This window comes from Streptococcus sp. M334, assembly GCF_000187745.1.
GTDB lineage: Bacteria > Bacillota > Bacilli > Lactobacillales > Streptococcaceae > Streptococcus.
This window is the reverse complement of the sequence record NZ_GL732486.1, coordinates 276,898-299,524: the sequence shown is the minus strand read 5'-3', so window position 1 is coordinate 299,524 and position 22,627 is coordinate 276,898. Positions and strand designations below refer to the sequence as shown.

18 protein-coding genes and 1 pseudogene are annotated in these 22,627 nt (G+C 39.8%); 3 read left to right on the top strand and 16 right to left on the bottom strand.

All coding sequences use genetic code 11. From position 1 onward, the window contains the following. Positions 1-124: 124 nt before the first annotated feature. The 4 genes from HMPREF0851_RS06030 to gyrA form a co-directional block, all read right to left on the bottom strand. Positions 125-922, bottom strand: a complete 798-nt coding sequence (locus HMPREF0851_RS06030; RefSeq protein WP_000254776.1) for a formate/nitrite transporter family protein — start codon at positions 920-922, stop codon at positions 125-127. A gap of 236 nt (positions 923-1,158) precedes the next feature. Continuing rightward, entirely contained in the window at positions 1,159-1,956 is a 798-nt protein-coding gene (locus HMPREF0851_RS06025) for a formate/nitrite transporter family protein (RefSeq protein ID WP_000098925.1), read from the bottom strand. 279 nt (positions 1,957-2,235) lie between these two features. Next, positions 2,236-2,979, bottom strand: a complete 744-nt coding sequence (locus HMPREF0851_RS06020; protein ID WP_000018499.1) for a class A sortase — start codon at positions 2,977-2,979, stop codon at positions 2,236-2,238. Then, the gene (gyrA, locus tag HMPREF0851_RS06015) at positions 2,979-5,444 is read right to left on the bottom strand and encodes a DNA gyrase subunit A (RefSeq protein ID WP_001154035.1); all 2,466 of its coding nucleotides are present in this window, start codon (positions 5,442-5,444) and stop codon (positions 2,979-2,981) included. Before gyrA ends, HMPREF0851_RS06020 begins: the two co-directional genes overlap by 1 nt. A gap of 194 nt (positions 5,445-5,638) precedes the next feature. Between gyrA and HMPREF0851_RS06010 the strand changes: the two genes are divergently transcribed. Then, positions 5,639-6,625, top strand: coding sequence for an L-lactate dehydrogenase (locus tag HMPREF0851_RS06010; protein WP_000176426.1), 987 nt, complete (start codon positions 5,639-5,641; stop codon positions 6,623-6,625). A 301-nt stretch (positions 6,626-6,926) separates the two neighbouring features. Here HMPREF0851_RS06010 and pyk read toward each other — a convergent pair whose 3' ends face one another. The 3 genes from pyk to HMPREF0851_RS05995 all read right to left on the bottom strand — a co-directional run bounded on the left by pyk (position 6,927) and on the right by HMPREF0851_RS05995 (position 12,682). Further along, positions 6,927-8,432 (bottom strand): pyruvate kinase, encoded by a 1,506-nt coding sequence (pyk, locus tag HMPREF0851_RS06005; protein ID WP_001042787.1) that lies wholly within the window; start codon positions 8,430-8,432, stop codon positions 6,927-6,929. A gap of 58 nt (positions 8,433-8,490) precedes the next feature. After that, positions 8,491-9,498, bottom strand: coding sequence for a 6-phosphofructokinase (gene pfkA / locus HMPREF0851_RS06000; protein ID WP_000820865.1), 1,008 nt, complete (start codon positions 9,496-9,498; stop codon positions 8,491-8,493). Between the two features lie 82 nt (positions 9,499-9,580). Further along, entirely contained in the window at positions 9,581-12,682 is a 3,102-nt protein-coding gene (locus HMPREF0851_RS05995; RefSeq protein WP_000561493.1) for a DNA polymerase III subunit alpha, read from the bottom strand. Between the two features lie 385 nt (positions 12,683-13,067). Here HMPREF0851_RS05995 and HMPREF0851_RS05990 point away from each other — a divergent pair, with 385 nt between their 5' ends. Beyond that, positions 13,068-15,350, top strand: a complete 2,283-nt coding sequence (locus HMPREF0851_RS05990) for a Xaa-Pro dipeptidyl-peptidase (protein WP_001212013.1) — start codon at positions 13,068-13,070, stop codon at positions 15,348-15,350. A 525-nt stretch (positions 15,351-15,875) separates the two neighbouring features. After that, complete coding sequence (locus HMPREF0851_RS05985) at positions 15,876-16,346, top strand: arginine repressor (protein WP_001043032.1); 471 nt, start codon at positions 15,876-15,878, stop codon at positions 16,344-16,346. Between the two features lie 45 nt (positions 16,347-16,391). On the opposite strand, the gene HMPREF0851_RS05980 is transcribed toward HMPREF0851_RS05985, so the two are convergent. From HMPREF0851_RS05980 to HMPREF0851_RS05945, 9 genes and pseudogenes are all read right to left on the bottom strand, one after another. Then, positions 16,392-16,550: a hypothetical protein gene (locus tag HMPREF0851_RS05980; protein ID WP_001808548.1), complete on the bottom strand. Its 159-nt coding sequence runs from the start codon at positions 16,548-16,550 to the stop codon at positions 16,392-16,394. A 9-nt stretch (positions 16,551-16,559) separates the two neighbouring features. Next, complete coding sequence (gene obgE, locus HMPREF0851_RS05975) at positions 16,560-17,870, bottom strand: GTPase ObgE (RefSeq protein ID WP_000061649.1); 1,311 nt, start codon at positions 17,868-17,870, stop codon at positions 16,560-16,562. A gap of 63 nt (positions 17,871-17,933) precedes the next feature. Beyond that, positions 17,934-18,068: a DUF4044 domain-containing protein gene (locus HMPREF0851_RS0103700; RefSeq protein ID WP_000863862.1), complete on the bottom strand. Its 135-nt coding sequence runs from the start codon at positions 18,066-18,068 to the stop codon at positions 17,934-17,936. A 58-nt stretch (positions 18,069-18,126) separates the two neighbouring features. Beyond that, positions 18,127-18,303 carry a PspC domain-containing protein gene (locus tag HMPREF0851_RS05970; protein ID WP_025169841.1) on the bottom strand — a complete coding sequence of 59 codons (177 nt, stop codon included), beginning with the start codon at positions 18,301-18,303 and terminating at the stop codon, positions 18,127-18,129. A gap of 29 nt (positions 18,304-18,332) precedes the next feature. Then, entirely contained in the window at positions 18,333-19,658 is a 1,326-nt protein-coding gene (locus HMPREF0851_RS05965; RefSeq protein ID WP_001219445.1) for a glycosyltransferase family 4 protein, read from the bottom strand. Between the two features lie 15 nt (positions 19,659-19,673). Beyond that, the gene (cpoA, locus tag HMPREF0851_RS05960; RefSeq protein ID WP_000412281.1) at positions 19,674-20,717 is read right to left on the bottom strand and encodes an alpha-galactosylglucosyldiacylglycerol synthase; all 1,044 of its coding nucleotides are present in this window, start codon (positions 20,715-20,717) and stop codon (positions 19,674-19,676) included. Positions 20,718-20,832: 115 nt separating this feature from the next. Next, positions 20,833-21,162 carry a metal-sulfur cluster assembly factor gene (locus HMPREF0851_RS05955; protein ID WP_000331925.1) on the bottom strand — a complete coding sequence of 110 codons (330 nt, stop codon included), beginning with the start codon at positions 21,160-21,162 and terminating at the stop codon, positions 20,833-20,835. 14 nt (positions 21,163-21,176) lie between these two features. Beyond that, the gene (gene rpoD, locus HMPREF0851_RS05950; protein ID WP_000201905.1) at positions 21,177-22,286 is read right to left on the bottom strand and encodes an RNA polymerase sigma factor RpoD; all 1,110 of its coding nucleotides are present in this window, start codon (positions 22,284-22,286) and stop codon (positions 21,177-21,179) included. 2 nt (positions 22,287-22,288) lie between these two features. Next, positions 22,289-22,627: pseudogene (locus tag HMPREF0851_RS05945) on the bottom strand (DNA primase); the annotation flags it as partial.

Below are 22,627 nucleotides of genomic sequence, written 5' to 3'. Positions count from 1 at the left end.
GATTAAGGATATTGTAGCACCTTAAGGTATAGTTTACTAATATTAGTTTTCTATATTTTGATATAATAAATAGCTATTGCTATCATTCCCATATAAAAAAGCACGAATCAATCGTGCCATTTTCTTAATCTACATAAGTATCTTCATTTTTATTAAGGAAGGCGTATGGAAGACCCATCAAGAAACCACCACCAATTAAGTTTCCGATGAAGGTTACACCCCAATGACGAAGCATATTCCCAACACCGAAATTAGCAATTGAGTCAGCAGCAACACTGAATTTCACAATCGCGAAAGAAGCAAAGTTCGCAGCAATGTGCTCGTTTGTTAAGAATACAAACATGTAAATTGCTGATAAAACTAGCCAAAGTTTGGCACCACCATCTTTGACCAAAACAAATGAAAGAATCGCAATATTTACGAAAATATTTGCCAAAATAGCCTCAAGTAAGACTAATTCATTTGAACGGCCTAACTTCATCTCAACAACACCTGAGATGAAACTATCGTGAGTCAGATGTGCATAGGCTGCTGAATGAGCAAAGCCCCACCCTGCTATTAAGGCTCCGATAAGGTTGAACAAGGTACAGTAAAGTAAAATCTCAGCTGTTTTTCTCCAAGAGATTTTTTTCAAGAAACTACCAGCAGTCAAGAACATCATGTTTGATGTTACCAACTCGGCATTCAAGAAAACAATGTAGGCCAATCCCCAAGCAAAGACAAATGGGAAGAGGAAGCGTCCACTACCTGGTGCAATTTTATTAATCAAGTCAGCCCCAACTGCACCAGCAGCTGTACTGAAAGTTAAGAATGCACCTGCAAACATAGAACGAATCGCATACTTAAATTTGCTCTGACTATAAAGACTTTCTTTCTTCTTGCAAGCAAATTCAATCTTTGAGATAAATTCTGAAGAAACCATAATAAACTCCTAAAACTTTTATTTGTGATAATTATAACATAAAATCGATATAAAGAAAAGCCTTTCATGACTGTATTTTTCCCCAATTTAAAAATTCAGCAATCGTTTACATTGTTTTAATAACAAGCTTTAGAATTTTTAATTGTCCGAATCTAGAGATTGAGTAGAATCATTTTTGTTCTATTTATTACTAAATAGAACAAAATGATTTCTCCGCACCTCTACTCTGATTCTTCTTAATCGACATAAGTATCTTCATTCTTATTGAGGAAGGCATACGGTAAACCAATCAGAAGACCTCCACCTATAAAGTTAGCAATAAAGGTTACACCCCAATGTCGAAGGATATTTGGAAGATCAAAGTGAGGTACTTGATCAGCAATCATGCTGAATTTCATAATACTAAAGGAAGCAAAATTGGCAGCAATGTGCTCATTAGACAAGAAGACAAACATGGAAATAGCTGATAAAATAATCCATAGTTTGGCAGCACCATCTTTAACTAGTATAGATGAAAGAATGGCAATATTTACAAATATATTGGCAAGAATTCCCTCAAGCAGGACTAAATCACTTGGACGCGCCAATTTCTTGGCTACAAGCTTAGGAAGGAAACTATCATGAGTCAAATGGGAAAAGGCTGATGAGTTGGCAAAGACCCATCCAGCTACCAAGGCACCAATGAGATTAAACAAAGTACAAAAGAGTAAAATAATCATTGCCTTTTTCCAATCAATCTTTTTCAAGAACACTCCAGCTGTTAAGTACATCATATTGGAAGTTATCAATTCCGCATTTAGAAAGACGATATAGGCCAGCCCCCAAGCGAAAACAAATGGGAAAAGGAAATAGCCACTATTTGGAACAATATTATTTAATAAATCCGCACCAATAGCCCCAGCAGCTGTACTAAAAGTTAAAAAAGTACCTGCAAACATGGAACGAATAGCATACTTGGACTTACTTTGATTGAAAAGACTTTCTTTCTTGTGGCAATAATAATCTATCTTCGAAATAAACTCTGAAGAACTCATAAACATCTCCTATTTTTTAATATTTATTATTATAACATAAAATATTTTAATAGGTAATCATTTTCTTAAATTTATAACATTTGTATTGATTTATACTCTTCGAAAATTAAATTCAAACCACGCCAGCTCTATCTGCAATCTCAAAACAGTATTTTGATCAACCTGCGACTAGCTTCCTAGTTTGCTCTTTGATTTTCATTGAATATTAGCATTACATAGTTTGCTTATAAAGCCATAAAAAGAACCAGTAAAACTAAATGTTTACTGATTCTTTAAAAATTAATAACGTTGTTTATACGGTTGATTGAAAGCTGTTAGAATTTCTTCAGGTGTTTGTGAATAGTCTTTTGTATCTTTCAAATCACCTTTGACAATAATCCGCTCTGTCGCATCATAGTCTACACATGTTACAAGTGTGATTTCATCAACACCACTACGGTCATCAATCTCATCAACACGATCTGGAGTTACATGCTTCACTTCATGAATTACATAGGTATAGACCTTATCCTTATCAGTTAGATAAATTTTCATCCCATTCTTAGCGCGTGATAATGGAGAAAATAGCATCTGACTAGCATTTTCTGCTGTAAAAATGTGATGACTAGCAAGTGAATAGTTTCCCTTCCCCATCACTTGATCACGCTTCATTGTACCAGCTCCATAGAAGAGATTGACATTATCAAGCCCCTTAAAAATTGGTAAGTTGATTTCTACTTCAGGAATAGCAATTCCACCAATAACTGGCAATTTTTGCGAATTCCATTGTGAGGATAAGACAGCTTCTGACGAAATGGCTTTTACTGAGTCAAAGTCAAAATTACCTTCTGTATCTTGATTTTCTTCCAGTTTTTCTTTTGATACTTGGCTAACTTGATACTTGTTAGTATTCCAAACCATGAACATATCACGAATTTTTGAATTGAAAATCAAAGCTACTGACAAGATGATTAAGAATCCTGCCAAAATATTGATTAGTAAATTTTTACGATTTGTTTTCTTTTTGTTCTTTTTATGAGACATTATGCTTCACCTTCTGTTTCGTTTTCTGTCCCAACTTCTTCTTTTTCTGCTGTTACCGTTGTAAAGGTTACAATTTTAGCATCTTGATCCAGGCGCATCACCTTAACTCCCATAGTTGATCGACCTGTTTGTGAAATATTGGCAACGTTTGTTCGAATCATGACACCTGTATCAGTGATAATCATCAAATCTTCATCGCCTTTAACTGTCAAAAGACCTGATAGAGAACCATTTTTCTCAGCTACATTAGCCGTCTTCATCCCTTTACCACCACGACCTTTTGTTGGATATTCGGTCGCAACTGTACGCTTACCATACCCTTTTTCTGTGATGATAAGAACCTCGTCTTGGTCTGTAATCACACTAGCACCAACTACTGTGTCCCCTTCACGGAGATTGACACCTTTCACACCAGTGGCACCTCGGCTCATACCTCGAACGACTGATTGCTTAAAGCGAACTGCATAACCAAACTTGGTACCAATGATAATATCCGTATCTTCTTCTGTCAGTAAGACATTAATCAACTCATCTTCATCTTTGAGGTTCAATGCTTTAAGTCCATTTTGACGAATATTAGCAAATTCCTTAACGCTGGTTCTCTTCACGATACCATGACGGGTTGTGAAGAAGAGATAGGCGTCATCACTGCGTTCAGATTCAACATTGATGATGGTCTGAATACTTTCACCTTCATCCAATTTCAAAAGATTGACTATTGGTAATCCCTTGGCAGTACGTCCATACTCAGGAATTTCATAGCCTTTCAGGCGATAGACACGACCTTTATTTGTGAAGAAGAGCAGATGATCATGGGTGCTGGTTGACACTAACTCACGGACAAAATCGTCATCCTTAACGCCGGTTCCTTGAACACCACGACCCCCACGTTTTTGAGCAGTAAACTCGGCTTGATCCAGGCGTTTAATGTAGCCTTTGTTAGAAAGAGTGATTAAGACATCCGATTCTTCAATCAAGTCCTCATCTTCAAGACTCAATACTTCCCCAACCATCAATTCAGTACGACGTTGGTCGCCAAACTTACGCTTGACTTCATCTAATTCATCTTTAATGATTTGAGAAACACGTTCGGGCTTAGCAAGAATATCTGCTAAATCCGCAATCAAAGCCAAGAGGTCATCATATTCAGACTGAATCTTATCGCGTTCCAAGCCTGTTAAACGACGGAGACGCATATCAAGGATAGCCTGGCTTTGACGTTCAGAAAGCTTAAACTTGCTCATCAACTCAGCTTGTGCTTCCGCATCCGTTTCACTAGCACGGATGATACGAATCACTTCGTCGATATGGTCTAGTGCAATCAAGAGACCTTCTAAGATATGCGCACGTGCTTCCGCTTTTTCCTTATCAAAACGTGTACGACGAACAACCACTTCTTTTTGGTGCTCAATATAGGCATCCAAAATCTGACGAAGAGATAAAATCTTCGGTACACCATTTTGAATCGCCAACATATTAAAACCAAAGTTGGTTTGCATCTGGGTCATCTTGAAGAGATTGTTGAGGATAACATTGGCAGAAGCATCGCGTTTAACTTCAATGACGAATCGAACTCCTTCACGGTTTGACTCATCACGAACTGCTGTAATACCCTCAATTCGTTTTTCCTGAACCAAACGAACAATATGCTCATGCACCTTTGTTTTATTGACCATGTAAGGAAATTCTGTTACAACGATGCGCTCACGACCAGCCTTAGTTTCTTCGATTTCAGTACGAGAACGAAGAACAATCGAACCTTTACCTGTTTCGTAAGCCTTATGGATACCTGATTTTCCCATAACAAGGGCACCAGTTGGAAAATCTGGACCAGGCAAGACTTCCATCAAGTCCTTGGTAGTCACTTCAGGATTATCCATGACCAACTTCACCGCATCAATGGTTTCACCCAAGTTGTGAGGTGGAATATTGGTTGCCATCCCAACAGCAATACCAGTTGCTCCATTAACCAAAAGGTTTGGAAAACGTGCTGGCAAGACCAAGGGTTCACGTTCATTGGCATCATAGTTATCAACGAAATCAACCGTATTTTTATTGATATCACGAAGCATTTCCAGAGCAATTTTGCTCATACGTGCCTCAGTGTATCGCTGCGCGGCAGCACCGTCTCCATCCATAGAACCAAAGTTTCCATGCCCATCGACAAGCATGTAACGGTAGCTCCACCATTGAGCCATACGAACCATGGCTTCATAGATAGAGGAATCTCCGTGTGGGTGGTATTTACCCATGACATCCCCTGTAATACGAGCAGATTTTTTATGAGGTTTGTCTGGGGTAACACCTAATTCATTCATTCCGTAGAGAATCCGACGGTGGACGGGTTTCAAGCCATCTCGAACATCAGGAAGAGCCCGCGCTACGATAACACTCATGGCGTAGTCGATAAAGCTCGTCTTCATCTCCTTTGTCAGATTGACATTCACTAAATTTCTATCCTGCATTAATAAATGCCTCATTTCACTATTAGTAATTAACTATATTATACCACAATGTCTGCCATATTTCAGGTATCTAGAACTACTAAAACGTTTACATCAAGAACTGCAAGGCATATCCGTGACAAAGCATTTTAAAAGTGATAGAATTGAAATAACTGGGGAAACCCCTGAATAAAATTAAGGAGATGTTTAGACAAATGACACTAACTAAACAACACAAAAAAGTTATCCTTGTTGGTGATGGTGCTGTAGGTTCATCTTACGCCTTCGCTCTTGTTACTCAAGGAATCGCACAAGAACTTGGTATTATTGAAATTCCTCAATTGTTTGAAAAAGCAGTTGGTGATGCTGAAGACCTTAGCCACGCGCTTGCATTTACTTCACCAAAGAAAATCTACGCTGCTAAATACGAAGACTGTGCGGACGCTGACCTTGTTGTTATCACTGCTGGTGCTCCTCAAAAACCAGGTGAAACTCGTCTTGACCTTGTAGGTAAAAACCTTGCTATCAACAAATCAATCGTTGAGCAAGTTGTTGCTTCTGGTTTCGATGGTATCTTCCTTGTAGCAGCTAACCCAGTTGACGTCTTAACTTACTCAACTTGGAAATTCTCTGGATTCCCTAAAGAACGCGTTATCGGTTCAGGTACTTCACTTGATTCAGCTCGTTTCCGTCAAGCACTTGCTGAAAAAATCGGTGTTGATGCTCGTTCAGTCCATGCCTACATCATGGGTGAACACGGTGACTCAGAATTTGCTGTTTGGTCACATGCTAACGTTGCTGGTGTTAAATTGGAACAATGGTTGCAAGCAAACCGTGACTTAGATGAAGCTGACCTTGTGGAACTCTTCATTTCTGTTCGTGACGCTGCTTACTCAATCATCAACAAAAAAGGTGCAACATACTATGGTATCGCTGTAGCCCTTGCTCGTATCACAAAAGCAATCCTTGATGATGAAAATGCAGTACTTCCACTTTCTGTATTCCAAGAAGGTCAATATGGTGTTGAGAACGTCTTTATCGGTCAACCAGCTATCGTTGGTGCACACGGTATCGTTCGTCCAGTAAACATTCCATTGAACGACGCAGAAACTCAAAAAATGCAAGCATCTGCAAAAGAATTGCAAGCTATCATTGATGAGGCATGGAAAAATCCTGAATTCCAAGCAGCTTCAAAAAACTAATTTAGCTATAGACAACTCCTTGAATCATCAGGGAGTTGTTTTTTTCTGTATTTAAACCTAATATCTGATGTACGTTCGCTTCTACAAGACAGCATAGCTTGTATAAGCCATAAACATTAAAACAACAACTGTAATCTACACTCACATTTCAAATATCATGAAACAAGCCGTGCTTGATGCACTTGATACTGTTGCACTGAATAGAAAGTAAAAAGTTTTGCCCCATTTTTGCCCTCAACACAAAAAAGAGCCCATCATACAGGCTAGAAAGCTTGATATGATAGGCTTTTTCTTATTTTAATTAGCGTACTGTGCGGATACGCATTGTGTTTGTACGTACAGCTTCTCCAACTGGTACACCAGCTACGATAACGATATCGTCACCAGATTGTACAAGACCTGCTTCAACTGCTTTACGTTCAGCAATTTCGAACATATCGTCAGTTGAAGATGGAGCATCTGTCAACATTGGGATAACACCCCAGTTCAACATCAATCCACGTTCTGTCAATTCGTCAAATGTCAACGCCAAGATGTCAGCATTTGGACGGTATTTAGAAATCAAACGTGCAGTGTGTCCAGTCTTAGTAAGAGTTACAACCAATTTAATGTCCATTGAGTTAGTAGCATCTTTAACAGCTGAAGCCATTACTTCTGTCTTAGAGTTACGTTCGAATGAATCTGAGTTCAAACGTCCGTATTCGTTAAGAAGAGTTTGAGCGTTCTTGTCGATTGTTGCCATTGTAGTTACTGACTCAAGTGGGTATTTACCGTTTGCAGACTCACCTGAAAGCATTGTAGCGTCAGTTCCATCGATAACAGCGTTAAATACGTCTGATACTTCTGAACGAGTTGCACGTGGTTTTTCAGTCATTGTTTCAAGCATGTTTGTTGCAGTGATAACAACTTTACCTGCAGCATTGACTTTCTTGATAATCATTTTTTGGTAAACTGGAACCATTTCGTATGGTACTTCGATACCCATGTCACCACGAGCGATCATGATACCATCAGCAACTTCGATGATTTCATCCAAGTTGTCGATACCTTGTTGGTTTTCGATTTTAGCGAACAATTGAACGTGTCCGTTTCCAGTTTCTTTACAGATTGCACGAACTTCGTTTACGTCTTTTGCAGTACGTACGAATGAAATAGCGATGAAGTTGATACCTTGTTCAAGACCAAAGCGAATGTCATCGTTATCACGTTCAGCAAGGGCTGGGAAAGGAATTTTAGTGTTAGGGATGTTCACACCTTTTTGTTTAGCGATGATACCATCGTTTTCAACTTCAACTTCAAATTCACGAGCTACGTCATCTTTAGCAACCACACGAAGACCAAGTTTACCATCGTCAACCAAAACTTGACGGCCAACTTCAACATCATCATAGATATCAAGAGCACCAGCAACGTTCAATGCAATCACATCACGAGTTGATTTGATTCCTTGTTTAGTTGCAACACGGATTTTCTCACCAGTTTTGTATGAGTACTCTTTTGCATCTCCTTCAAACAATTCTGTACGGATTTCTGGTCCTTTTGTGTCAAGAAGGAAACCAACTTTTTTACCTGCAAGTTTTTCAGCAAGTTTAACAGTCGCCATACGGTCACCTTGTTCTTGGTGGTCACCGTGTGAGAAGTTGAAACGGAATGTGTTAGCACCAGCTTCAATCAATTTAGCAATGTTTTTAGCTGAAGCTTCAACATCAAGTTTTTCACCCCAGTATCCGTCATCACCGAATTTTTTACCACCACGGATTTCTACCGCAGGTCCCAAAGTTGCAACGATTTTTACACGTTTGTTCATGATTTTTGTGACTCCTTTATATATATGACCTTTTTGGTCTTATTAACTAAATTATAAATTATGACAAGCTCTTATTCAAGCTAGATAGCTCAATGTCGGCTTTGTGTGGGTTATTTACCACAATCTTACCTTCTGCAGTCAAGCTGAACAATGCTCCTTCTTCTGCAGTTCCAAGAATTGGGTTTTCAACCATTTTCTCGTTACGGATACCAACCGCAACACCACCGATACCTTTTTTAAGAAGTTTAACGGCATGGGCACCCATACGTGACGCCAATACACGGTCACGCGCAGTTGGAGAACCACCACGTTGAATATGACCAAGTTCTGTCACACGAAGGTCGCTTGTATCCCCAGCTTCTTTAAGTTTTTGACCAAATTCAGCCGCTGACATCACACCCTCAGCCAAGACGATGATATTGTGTTTTTTACCACACTCATAACCAGCTTTGATGCTTGCTACGATATCTTCCATCTTGAAGCCTTCTTCAGGGATGATGATTTCATCAGCACCAGTTGCAATACCAGCCCAAAGAGCGATATCACCAGCATTACGTCCCATAACTTCGATAACAAAAGTACGACGGTGACTTGATGATGTATCACGAATCTTATCGATAGCGTCCATAGCAGTCGTAACCGCTGTGTCAAAACCGATTGTGAAGTCTGTACCAACGATATCGTTATCGATTGTACCTGGAAGACCGATAGCTGGGAAGCCATGCTCAGTCAAACGCATAGCACCGTGGTAAGATCCGTCACCACCGATAACAACTACACCTTCAATCCCGTGTTTTTTCAATTGCTCAATCCCTTTAAGTTGCCCTTCAAGTTGAGCGAACTCTGGATAGCGAGCTGAGTGAAGGAAAGTACCACCACGAGAAATGATGTCTCCTACTGAAGCGGCATCTAATGGATGAATTTCACCAGCAACCATACCAGCATATCCATCATAGATACCAAATACTTCCATTCCTTCTGAAATTGCTTGACGAACAACTGCACGGATGGCAGCATTCATACCAGGGGCGTCTCCACCACTAGTCAAAACAGCAATACGTTTCATATTGGTTTATGCTCCTTTTTCTTTTAACATTCTTATTGATTATACCACATTTGATTTTAAAATTCTTCTATTTTCCGTATTTTTAGCGATAAATCGTTTTCATAACCATTCCATTCAATTTCGCTTCTAATTCATCAGATTTAGTTACAAAATGATGAGGAGATACAATCGTTCTCTGTTCCTCTTCATACCTAATGATGACTGGAATTGGGCCTTTATATTGCTCTAAAATACGTAAAATTTCCTGATCCGATTCATGATTTTTCACTTGAATCCAAAAGCGCTCAGCCACTGCTTCTCTTATTTCTTGTGCAATCATTTGCAGACGGCCATCACGGGACTGGACTTTCCCTCTGATATAGTAGAAGGCTCCTTCTCTTACTTCCTGCCCAATCTGTCGATATAAATCTGAAAAGAGAGTGACATCCAATTTTTTCTTACTGTCATCTACCTGTAAAAAGGCCATATTTTCACCCTTTTTGGTGCGAATGATTTTAATTTTTTGAATTTCTACCAAGATAATGGAGTGACTATTTTCTGACAAATTTCCGATTGGTGTAATCGGATAAATAGCCTTACTTGCAATAGCTTGTAGGGGATGTTTGCTAACTCCTACTCCTAAAAGCTCTTGTTCCATATAGAATTTTTCTTGTCCCGTCCAATCTTCCGATTCCTGCCAACTATATATCGTATCACCGAACAAGCTTCCTAACTCTTTCACAAATTCAAATAGATTAGCTAAATTATTGAATACTTTTTGACGATTTTTCTCAAATGAATCGAAAAGACCAACTTTTACTAATGGTTCTAGCAGAGGAAGTTTCAGATAATTCTCAGGTAATTTAGCTATAAAATCTTCAATGTTAGAATAAGGTCTATTTTCAATGATCCAAAGCGCCAAATCTTTGCTGACTCCCTTAATCGATTTCAAACCTAGATAGATAGACTTGTTGGCAATTTTATCGTGATAGGGAATGGTGTTAATTGACAGAGGGGCTACTTCAAATCCTGCTTCTAGGGCATCCATTAAGTAATCACTGTTGGAAGAATTCAACATGACCTGATAAAAGATGGCTGGATAATGTGTTTTGAAATAAGCCAACTGGAAAGCCAAGGCTGAGTATGCATAGGCATGAGAACGGTTAAAACCATAACCTGCAAACTTCTCCATGACATCAAAGACCTTCTCTGCCTTTTCCGCAGTATGTCCAGCTTCTAATGAACCTTGAATAAAGGAAGCCCTCATCTCATGCATGGCAGAGGCATCCTTTTTCCCCATAGCCCGACGCAAAATATCGGCTTTCCCAAGACTAAATCCAGCAAAACGCTGAGCAACCTGCATAACCTGCTCCTGATAGAGCATAATTCCGTAGGTTGGAGCCAAAATATCCTCCAGTACTGGATCCAGAACAGTCACTTCTTCTTGCCCATGCTTTCTAGCTACAAAATTATTGATGTAATCACTAGCACCTGGCCGATTTAGGGAAGTAGTTGCTACGACATCTTCAAAACAGACAGGTTGAACACGCTTAAGCAGACGAATGGCACCAGGTTGTTCAAATTGAAAGATACCTTTTGTATTGCCAGAGGCAAATAGAGCTAACGTTTCTTTGTCTTCCAAATCAATTTCGTTGATAACTATCTTAACACCTTCTGTTTCTGCAAGTAATTCTTGCATCTTCTGGACAAAGGTCAAATTTCGTAGTCCCAGAAAATCCATCTTCAAAAGTCCACTTGCTTCAACTCCATGAGCATCATACTGAGTCAGTGGGATTTCGTCACCATGCTTTAGAGGGATGTAATTGGTCAAGTCTTGGTCGCTAATGACAACACCAGCCGCATGGACAGAGGTTTGTCTTGGATAGCCCTCTATCTTGCAAGCAATCTCAAAGGCTTTTTGGTATTCTAACTTACTATTGATTTGCTGACGAAACTGTAGATTGCCCTCATAGGCTGACTTAAGATTATCACGAAAACTGATTTTCTTGGTAATTGCAGATAATTCATACTCAGGAACACCAAAGCGTTTCAAGACATCTCGTAGAGCTTGCTTGGCTCCAAAGGTTGAAAAAGTAACGATTTGAGCAGCATGTTTACTTCCATATTTATTGCCAACATACCTGATAAAATCTGGACGATAAATATCTGGGATATCAATATCAATATCAGGCATAGTATAGCGTTCACGATTGAGGAAACGTTCAAAAATCAGATTTTTCTCTACTGGGTCAATCCCTGTAATATCCAAGGCATAGGAAACCAAACTACCAACTGCAGAACCCCGTCCCATTCCCATATAGTAGCCATTCGAACGTCCAAAACGCAGCAAATCCCAGACAACCAAAAAATAATCATCAAAGCCCATATCATGAATAACAGCCAATTCTTGGTCTAGACGGTCTTGATATTCTTTACCAGTCAACCCCTTCTGAGCAAGCCCCAATTCAGCACGCTCTCTCAACTCTTCTACTGCTGGTCTAGCTGGGTTAAAACGAGGCAGTTTCAAACTAGTATCCAAATCATAAGAAATGCCTGAAATCAGCTTTTCTAAGTTTTCCAAGGCTTGAGGAAAACGTTCTTGGAATAGTTTCTCTAAAGAACTTGCTGATATAAAAACATCTTGTCGCGAGCGCAAAGGGACTTCTCTGAGCGGTAGGTTTTCTTTAATTGCTGTTAATACTTGTAGAACTTCTCTATCCCTGCTTTCAAAGGCATTAACCCGATATAGTGGCAAAATTGGATGATGAAATTCGCTGGTCAGTGTTTCTGGATAAACTCCAATATAGTAATCATATCCTAGATTTAGCGACTCAATCTCTTCAAAATAAGGCACAATGACCGCAATATCCTCCAGGTATTGGGACAGGACCGACCAAGTTTTCTCCCCCTGCATCTTGGCTGTTGAAAGCTTCATCAACTGCTGATAGCCCACACTAGATAGAGCTAAAAAGCGCAGATTTACTTCCTGCTCATCCACTAAAAGAGTCATTTCAAGCCCTAATAGAGGATGAATGCCGTATTTTTTTGTAATCTCTAGAAAGTCGAAAGCCCCATATAGGTTATCAATATCCATCATAGCCAGATGAGTGTAGCCATAGTCTTTAGCTGCTCTCACATACTTGTCTATCGAAATAACACTCTCCATAAAACTATAAACTGTTTTTGTATCTAGTTGTGCGATCAATTTACACTTCTCCTCTATCCTTCTCACGTTCTCACTATATTATACCATTTTCAAAAAAGAAAGATAAAACCAATAACTCCTATCTCTGTTTTATCCTTAAAGTAAAATTTTTTGAACGAAAAAAGTAAAAATACATTTAAAGAATCAAATGCTCCGATAATTTTTTTACTTTTTTATCCCAAGAAGTGAATATATCTTTTAAACTAGAAAGATATATTCACTTAACTTAGTTACTATGATAACTTATTTCAAGCTATAGAATAGTACTTGTTTTTCATATAAACGATATTCATTATTATTGAATTAATTTCTTTCTTACTTAATGGTTCCATTTATCCTATTTTTTTGATATAATAACCTTAATTATTTTTTATAAGGAGGTTTTATGCGCTTTAATCAATTCAGCTATTTATCACTTCCAAGAAATACTATTTTATATGAATTTAAAAAGTATGGATTTGATTTTCCATCTGAGATGGCAGATAAAAAGATGTTAGAGGCTTTTCTAAGTCGTGTCTTTTTTACTTATCAAGACATCAATTATCCACTCTCCATCTTAGCAGTTGATAAAGAAACAGACTTTCTGACTTTTTGTCAGTCAGAAAGAGAGTTGACTGCAGATATTTTCTATACTGTAGCCTTTCAACTCCTAGGTTTTTCTTATTTGGTTGACTTCGAAGACAGTGATGTTTTTCGTAAAGAGACTGGATTTCCTATTGTATACGGTGACTTGATTGAAAATCTCTATCAGTTACTCAGTACTCGTACTAAAAAAGGGAACACTCTTATCGACCAACTTGTCAGTGATGGTCTTATCCCTGAAGATAATGACTATCACTACTTTAACGGCAAGAGCTTGGCTACTTTTTCTAGCCATGATGCCATTCGAGAGGTGGTCTACGTTGAGTCTCGTGTCGATACTGACCAAAAAGGGCTACCAGACCTAGTCAAGGTTAGCATTATTCGTCCTCGTTATGACGGGCAAATACCTGCTATCATGACGACCAGTCCCTATCATCAGGGAACAAATGATAAAGCGAGCGACAAAGCTCTTTACAAGATGGAGGGAGATATCGAGGTTAAACCTGCTCACAAGATCGAGCTAGAGGAACCTCAACTAAATCTCGTCCAACCTCAAGGTCAAGCTGAGCTTGTGTCAGAAGCTGAGGAAAAGTTGACGCACATCAACGCTAGCTATAGTCTCAACGACTACTTCCTTCCACGAGGGTTTGCTAATCTCTATGTCTCAGGTGTTGGTACCAAAGACTCTACTGGTTTCATGACTAACGGGGACTACCAGCAAATTGAGGCCTATAAAAATGTCATCGATTGGCTCAATGGTCGTTGCCGTGCCTTTACTGATCACACGCGCCAGCGTCAAGTCAAGGCTGACTGGTCAAACGGAAAAGTAGCCACAACTGGACTTTCCTATCTAGGTACCATATCAAACGGTCTTGCCACTACTGGTGTAGATGGTTTAGAAGTTATCATTGCCGAGGCTGGCATTTCTTCATGGTACAACTATTATCGTGAAAACGGTCTGGTCACTAGCCCAGGTGGTTATCCTGGTGAGGATTTTGACTCGCTTGCTGAGTTAACCTACTCTCGTAATCTCTTAGCTGGTGACTATATCCGTGGTAATGAGGCTCACCAAGCTGACTTAGAAAAAGTAAAAGAACAACTGGATCGCAAGACTGGCGACTACAATCAGTTTTGGCATAACCGCAATTATCTGCTCAATGCCCATAAAGTAAAGGCAGAGGTTGTCTTTACTCATGGTTCTCAGGATTGGAATGTCAAACCACTTCATGTTTACCAGATGTTCCACGCTCTTCCATCTCACATCAATAAGCATCTCTTTTTCCATAATGGCGCCCATGTTTATATGAACAACTGGCAGTCCATTGACTTCCGTGAGTCCATGAATGCTTTGTTGACAAAGAAATTACTGGGACAGGAAACAGATTATCAGCTTCCGACTGTTATCTGGCAGGACAATACCGCTCCTCAGACTTGGTTATCACTTGATACCTTCGGTGAGCAAGAAAACTTCGAAACCTTCGCACTTGGTCAAGAAGAGCAGGTTATTCAAAATCAGTATTCAGATAAGGATTTTGAACGTTATGGTAAAACATACCAGACCTTCAATACGGAACTCTATCAAGGGAAAGTCAATCAAATTACTATTGACCTTCCTGTGACCAAAGATTTCCACCTGAACGGTCGTGCACAGCTCAATCTTCGTATCAAGTCCAGTAAAAACAAGGGGCTCTTATCAGCCCAACTGCTAGAACTTGGACAAAAGAAATACTTACAGCCTTATCCAGCTGTTTTAAGTGCTAGAACCATTGACAACGGTCGCTATCATATGCTGGAAAATCTCTGTGAACTGCCATTTAGACCAGATGCACAACGAGTCGTAACCAAGGGCTATCTCAATTTGCAAAATCGAAATGATTTGCTAATAGTTGAGAATATTAATGCAGATGAATGGATGGATATCCAGTTTGAACTGCAACCAACTATTTACAAGTTAAAAGAAGGAGACACTCTCCGTCTAGTCCTCTATACCACTGACTTTGAAATCACCATACGTGACAATACCACTTACCACCTGACTGTGGAGCTTGAACAGTCTACACTTATCCTACCTTGCCAAAAGGTATAATATCAGACTTTCAATATGGAAGGATTCTCAGGAAAAGGTCAATCCAATACCCACTGACCTTCCTATAATCAATAACCTCCACTTGAACAGTCGAAAGAAACTACAACTTGGTATCAAATCCAGTTCAAATAAAGGCTGTTAGAAGCCCTACTACTGGAGCTTGAACAAAAGATACCGCCCCATAACCAACATGTGTAACCCTCTATCATACACGCTACCACACCACATGTTGGACAATCTCTGTGAATTCCCGTTTAGCGTAAATTCACAACAAGCCGTGACAAAATGCTACCAAAATTAAATGATTTACTGTTAGTAGAGAACAGCCATGTATGTAGATGAACGAATAAATTTCTCATTCATCTGCACCCAACTAGTGACAAGTTAAAAGCAGGAGATTCTCTCCGTATCGTTCTAAATTACTACTGACTTTCAAATCTTCATACGTGACAATACCGCTTACCACCCGACTGACGATTTCGATCAGTCCACGCTTTCTGTACTTTGTACAAGGAGTAAATTTTTATGAATAAATCTGAACACCGCCACCAACTCATACGAGCTCTTGTAACCAAAAACAAGATCCATACTCAAGCTGAGCTACAATCTCTTCTTGCTGATAATGATATTCAAGTTACACAAGCTACACTTTCGAGAGATATTAAAAGTATGAACCTCTCAAAAGTACGTGAAGAAGATAATTCTTACTACGTGCTAAATACTGGTTCCATCTCAAAATGGGAAAAACGCTTGGAGACTTATATGGAGGATGCTCTTGTACTGATGCACCCTGTTCAACATCAAGTACTTTTGAAAACTCTTCCTGGTTTGGCTCAATCCTTTGGTTCTATCATTGATGCTTTGAGTTTTCCTGACGCTATCGCTACGCTCTGTGGGGACGATGTCTGTCTGGTCATCTGTGAAGATGCAGAGGCTGCACAAAGTTGTTTTGAAGAATTGAAAAAATTCACACCACCATTCTTTTTTGGTGAATAAAAAAACTCCGTGTCTGATGTTAAGGCACGGAATTTTTTATCTTCTTTACTGAGATGGATTTTCTTTTTTCGTTCGTGCCAATCTCAGGGCACGATTTGGATTGAGACGATTAAATAGTTCTTCCAATTTCTTTTCATTCCAAACATCTGCGGCGGAAACGAAATTGCCATCCGCATCTCGGAAAGATATCGGTTTATCTCCCATGCTAGTCTCCTAGTCTACAAATTCAAATTCAAATTTACCAATGCGGACCAAATCCCCATCCTTAGCACCACGCGCACGAAGAGCTTCATCAACCCCCATACCACGTAATTGACGAGCAAATTTCATGACTGATTCGTCACGATCAAAGTTGGTCATATTGAAGAGTTTCATCAGTTTTTCACCAGAGAGTACCCATGTCGCATCGTCATCACGACTAATTTCAAAGGCTTTCTCTTCCTCGTCAAATCCATAGTAAGCTTCTTCTTCCATATCTGACTCGTCGTAGAGCAAGAATTCTGGTGTCTTATCTAACAATTCAGCTGTCGCATCCAAAAGCGTTGCCAAACCTTGTTTGGTCAAACCAGATATTGGGAAGATAGCTGGCAACTCTTCAAATTCATCGTAGTTTTCAGCCAATTTCTTCTTGAATTCTTCAAGATTTTCCTGACTCTCAGGCATGTCCATCTTATTAGCTACAATAATCTGTGGACGCTCCATGAGACGGAGGTTATAAGACTCCAATTCCTTGTTAATAGCCAGATAATCCTCATAAGGATCACGTCCTTCGCTAGCTGACATATCAATGATGTGAAGGATGACACGTGTACGCTCAATATGACGGAGGAACTGGGTTCCTAGACCGACTCCTTGACTAGCCCCTTCAATCAAACCTGGCAAGTCGGCTACTGCAAAGGATTCACCTGATTGGGTGCGAACCATACCTAGATTTGGCACAATGGTCGTAAAGTGGTAGGCACCAATTTTAGGTTTAGCTGAAGTAATAACACTTAAAAGTGTTGATTTTCCTACAGATGGGAAACCTACTAAACCAACATCTGCCAAGATTTTTAGTTCCAATTGTAACTCACGTTCCTGACCTGGCTCTCCATTTTCAGAGATTTCAGGTGCAGGATTTTTTGGAGTCGCAAAGCGGATATTTCCACGTCCACCACGACCACCGTGAGCAACGATAAATTCTTGACCATGTTCAATCAAATCTGTCAAGACCTTGCCAGTCTCTGCATCACGCACAGTCGTACCTTGTGGTACTCGAACTCTAAGTTCCTCAGCACCACGACCATGCATCCCTTTGGTCATTCCTTTTTCACCAGAATCAGCCTTGAAATGGCGATTATAGCGGAAATCCATGAGGGTACGCAAACCTTCGTCTACAACGAAGACCACATTTCCTCCACGACCACCGTCACCACCCCAAGGACCGCCATTAGGGACATATTTTTCACGGCGAAAGGCAACCATACCATCGCCACCATTACCAGCCTTGACCTTAATCTTAGCTGTATCTAAAAACATACTCATTTTTTCTTCTCACTTTAAAAAAGGGCTGGGAAATCCCAGTCACAAAATTTTCTTGAATCTATTTTATAGATTACTGAGGGCACCAATTGCAGTTGCAAAAATTCCCAATAAACTTGCTACTAACATGATAAGTACGATAAACAAGGTTATTTTCTCAAACATAGTTTTTTTACGATTTCCATTATCTCCAAATGCCATTTTTCTCTCCTTCATTACATTCTATTTTCTATTATCTTAGCATGAATTCAGCTAGTTTTCAATAGTCAGTTGCCACTGGTGCAATAATCCATAAAATGATATAGGCTACAATTCCCGCTCCGTAACAGCAAGCAAGAACACCCCATATTACGCGAACAATAGTAGGATCCGTATCAAGATAATGGGCCACTCCTGCACAAACACCTGCGATCTTTTTATCATGACCACTTCTCATTAATTGTTTTTTCATAGCTTATCCTCTTTCTATTCTTCATGGTCTTTCCAATAATCTCTTATGCTGATTAACTGTGTTTTTGAAGCCTTCAGCATACGTCTAGAGCCTTTTACGGGCACAGCAACTACCTGTTGTGGTAAATACAAAACTGTCTTAAAGATACGCTGACTAACCGTATCATCTTTGACTAAATCTTTCTCGAAATTATTTGAAATAATGGCATCCAGATAAAACTCATGTACTCGTTTCCCAAAGTTCTCTGCTGAAATCTCATACAATTTCGCTGATAAGGTATGCTCATTCATATCTGGCGTTGCAATCAGGGCTTCCAAAATAGCACCAGCCAAATCATGTTCTCCATAGTACAAGGTTCCAAACATTTTATCACTGATAAGATTGTCCAGATAAGGATTTCCATGTGCAATGACAGGTGTCCCACTAGCCAAACTTTCCAAGTAGGTCAAGCCTTGGGTTTCACTTGTCGATGCCGAGATGAAGAAATCCGCCGCCTTATAATAAAGAGCTGTCTCACTAGGAACAATCATACCTGTAAAGATAACGAAATCTTGAATCTCTAGTTTCTGGGCTTGCTCTTTGAGGTCATCCAGATAAGGCCCATCCCCAGCAACTACCAGTTTCACCTTGTCTTCCTCTCTTAGAACTTCTGCAAAGGCTGCTAATACTGCTTGAATATTTTTTTCATAGGAAATTCTGGAAAGACTAAGCAACATCTTTTCATTACCTTGAATCCCTAATTTACTACGCAGTTCTGTCAAATTTTCCTGCTTGATTTCCGGACGATCAAACTTAGCTAATTCAATTCCAGTTGGAATGACCCGCTTTTCAACCTTGACCTTATAGTCAGATAGCAAGTCACGGACAATCTCACTCGGGCAAATAACCCCATCCACATCATGCAAGAAACCTCTAACCAGATACTTGACCATACTAGGACGAATCAACATCCCCTTGGCAATATAATGGACATAGTCTTCATACTGGGTGTGATAGGTATGAATGACGGGAATTTCCAATTCACGCGCAATCCAAATCCCCAACAAGCCAAGAGAAAATTCTGTCTGAGTATGGATAACATCCAGTTGATACTGTTTGGCAATTTCAAGCGCCTTGCTGAAACCTCGATAGGCAAAACGACGGTCTTTAAAAGCAAAAAAAGGAACACTTGGAATACGGATAATTTGCCAATCTTCATAGCGATTGACATCCTTATCTGTAGTCGTAAAGATAAAAACAGCATGCCCCTGCTTTTCAAGTTCTGTTTTCAAGGTTCGAATACTGGTCGCAACACCAGAAACCTGAGGAAAATAGGTATCTGTAAATAAACCAATTCGCATAGATTACCTCACTTTTTATTTTCTCCCTAAAGCGGCTTGTTTCTCATAAAAGTCCAACCAGATTTGTAACAGATGCTCTTCAGAATACTCTCTAGAAATATTCTTAGCTTTTTCTTTGAGATCTTTTAAGGCAACAGGATTTGCTTGATATTCTAAAATAGCCTCTTTCATCTCTTCTCTATCTGCTGTCGCCCGATAATTTCCCTCCAAAATCACCTTATAGAGATCCAAATCACGCAACATAATAGGAGATTCACAACTGGCAGCTTCTAGGATAGTCATAGGAAAGAGCTCATTGTAACTAGGTAACAAGAAAAGATCCGCTAGGGCATACAATTCGCGCATACGCTCTGGCGATACAATACCTGGAAACATTAAATTTTTAGGGGGATTGTCCATAATTTTCTTATAGCGTTCATAACCATCTGTCATACCACCAAAAGAGAAACCACCAGCCCAGATAAAGGTAATCTGAGGCAATTCCTCAGCCAGACGGATAAAGTCATCAATCCCTTTACGTTTCTGAACTTGACCAGCACCTACTACGATAAACTGATTATCACTAATACCTAGCTCTGTTCGCAGTCTGACTATCTCTTCTTGTGGTAGAGGATGCCATTTTTCCTTGTTGACAAAGTTAGGAATATAGGTCACTTTTTCACGTGGAATACCAGCTGCCACCAAATCCTCGATAAACATAGGATTGACCACAACCAAGTGCTCCATACGGTTGTAAAAAGAAAATACATAACGTTTGACAATTCCCTTTAAGAAAAATGGAATTTTCAAACTCCCCTCAAGTGTATCAGGCAAGAAATGTACATAGCCAATTTTCCTCCCTGAGCGTTTCTTTTGGAATGTAGACAAATAATAGGGGAAATCAATCGTATGAAAGTGAGTCACATCTGCCTCGATTGGAAGATTTTCTGTAACAATCAATTTGTCCTTGGCATCACGGTGAAGAAGACGAACTAATTCACGGTAAGCACCTGAAACTCCTTGTCCTGCTACTTTCTCACTTGAACTCAACATATTGATGCGTAATTTCTTTTTTTCCATAACTACTATTATATCATTTTCTTTGAATAAAATCAGCAAAAGAAAGGAGAGACTAGAGGAAAAGAGGAGTAAATTTCCTCGCTTTTCCAACGGTCTCTCACATACTTTTATATGTTTACTTAATGCCTAGGGCAATGCGGGCATAGCGACTCATTTTTTCAACGGTCCAGGCTGGATACCAGACTAATTTGACCTCAGTATCCGTTACTTCTGGCACCTCTGTCATGGCATCATAAATCTGGTCTGTCAAAAGGTCAGCTAGGGGACAACCCATAGTTGTCAAAGTCATATCAATCTCTGTTTGCCCTGTGTCACCGTCAAAACGAATCTCATAAATTAAACCAAGATTTACAATATCGATTCCCAACTCAGGGTCGATGACTTCTTCCAAGGCTGATAAAATTCGTGTTTTGATGTTTTCAATTTGTTCTTCTGTATAAGCCATAATTTTCCTCACTCCTAGTCTTCAATAAAATCACGAAGCGGTTTGCTGCGACTTGGTTGGCGTAGTTTTCTCAAAGCCTTGGCTTCAATCTGACGGATACGCTCGCGAGTTACGTTAAAGACTTTACCCACATCTTCAAGAGTACGCATTTTTCCATCATCTAATCCGAAACGCAAACGCAGAACATTTTCTTCACGATCTGTAAGAGTATCCAAGACCTCATCCAACTGCTCACGCAAGACGATACGAGTTGTATAGTCCACTGGATTTTCAATCACTTCATCTTCAATAAAGTCTCCAAGATGACTATCATCTTCTTCACCGATTGGTGTTTCAAGAGATACTGGTTCTTGGGCAATCTTCAAGATTTCACGAACCTTGTCAGGGGTCATATCCATACGTTCAGCGATTTGCTCAGGTGTTGGATCTTGTCCCAATTCTTGAAGGAGATTCCGCTGTTCACGAACCAATTTATTAATGGTTTCAACCATGTGGACTGGGATACGGATAGTACGAGCTTGGTCCGCAATAGCACGAGTGATAGCCTGACGAATCCACCAAGTTGCATAAGTTGAGAACTTGAACCCTTTAGAATAGTCAAACTTGTCAACCGCTTTCATCAAGCCCATATTTCCTTCTTGAATCAAGTCAAGGAACTGCATACCACGGCCGACATAGCGTTTGGCAATAGAAACAACCAAACGAAGGTTGGCTTCCGCAAGGCGTTGTTTGGCTTCGATATCACCAGCTTCAACAGCCAGTGCCAACTCTTTTTCCTCTTCATTGGTCAAGAGAGGAACGACTCCAATCTCTTTCAAGTACATACGAACAGGGTCGTTGACCTTAGCCGAAGTTGACCCAATCAAGTCCTCATCGCTGAGTTCTGGTTCTTCTTCAGCACTAAGAACACGCGCACTTGGATTTCCTTCGTTATCTGTGATAGAAATCCCTGCATCCTGAATCCGTTGCAAGAGATCCTCAATCCCATCAGCGTCCAAGGTAAAAGGAACGACAAGACTAGCATTGATTTCATCATCTGTTGCTGTCCCTTTTTGCTTATGATTACGGATAAATTCTGCTACTTGTACGTCAAATGTTGTTACTTCTTTTTGTTTTGTTGCCATTATTACTCCATTCTTCTCTTTTGGGAAATTAAACGTTCTAACTCTTCTAAGGCTGTGTCTGTATCTCCTACATGGCTAGCTTCCTGCACCTTCTTTTTGATTCTCATATTGTCCTGATTCAAGAGAGCCTTGTTTCGAGTCATTTCTACTTCACTAAGTTCCTGCGGCGACATCTCAGCAGGCAAATCCTGAGCTAAAACTTGGTACCAAGCTCTTTCGACCTCCTCTTTCTGTTCTGCTAAAACTTCTGGAGGAAGATTACCATACTGGCCAAGCAAGTCATATAGGACCTGAAATTCAGGTGTATCAAATGCAAAGTCTTCTCGCAAACGATAATCGTT